Here is a 608-nt window from a genome sequence, read left to right as displayed (position 1 = left end):
CGCCCGTGGCGGTCGCCGTGGCGCCCTTCGAGAGGTCCGTGGCGCCCCCCGTGAGCTTGTCGGCGCCGGCGGCGAGCTGGCCGAGCCCGCCCTGCAGCTGCGGAAGTTGACGGGCGAGTTCGTCCGCGCCGGTCTGGAGGCGCGAGGCACCCTTCGAGAGGTCCGCCGTTCCGGACGCGAGGGCGTCGGCGCCCGTCGCGAGCTGGCCGAGCCCGCCCTGCAGCGCAGGCAGCTGATCCGCGAGCCGACCGGCACCCCCGGCGAGGGCAGCGTTGCCCTTCGCGAGGTCACCCGCGCCCGACGCGAGCGTGGAGGTGCCCGCCCGAAGCTGGTTCAGTCCTTCCGCGAGCGCGGGCAGGTTCTCCGCGAGCCGCCCCGTGCCCGCGTTCACCTGCGCGGCACCTGAAGCGAGGCTGCCCGCGCCGGTCGAGAGTCGATCGGCACCGCTGCGAAGCTGGCCGAGCCCGGACGCGAGGTCGGCGTTGCCCTTTGCGAGCTTCGCCGCGCCGTCCTGAAGGGGCTGGAGCTGCTGGCGGCCGGGCGCGGCGGCTTCGAGCTGGCGCAGCCCGCCCGAGAGTGTGGCCGTGCCGTCCGTGAGCCGGGTGACG

Annotated in this window: 1 pseudogene; it reads right to left on the bottom strand. The window is 76.3% G+C overall.

Annotated features, from left to right (window positions below):
- A pseudogene (locus tag DEIPI_RS32850) lies at positions 1–608 on the bottom strand (YhgE/Pip domain-containing protein); the annotation flags it as partial.

Origin of the sequence: Deinococcus pimensis DSM 21231 (assembly GCF_000519345.1) — a bacterium.
Taxonomy (GTDB): domain Bacteria; phylum Deinococcota; class Deinococci; order Deinococcales; family Deinococcaceae; genus Deinococcus_A; species Deinococcus_A pimensis.
Note: the sequence above shows the minus strand (reverse complement) of the source record. Positions and strands in the feature narration are given on the sequence as shown.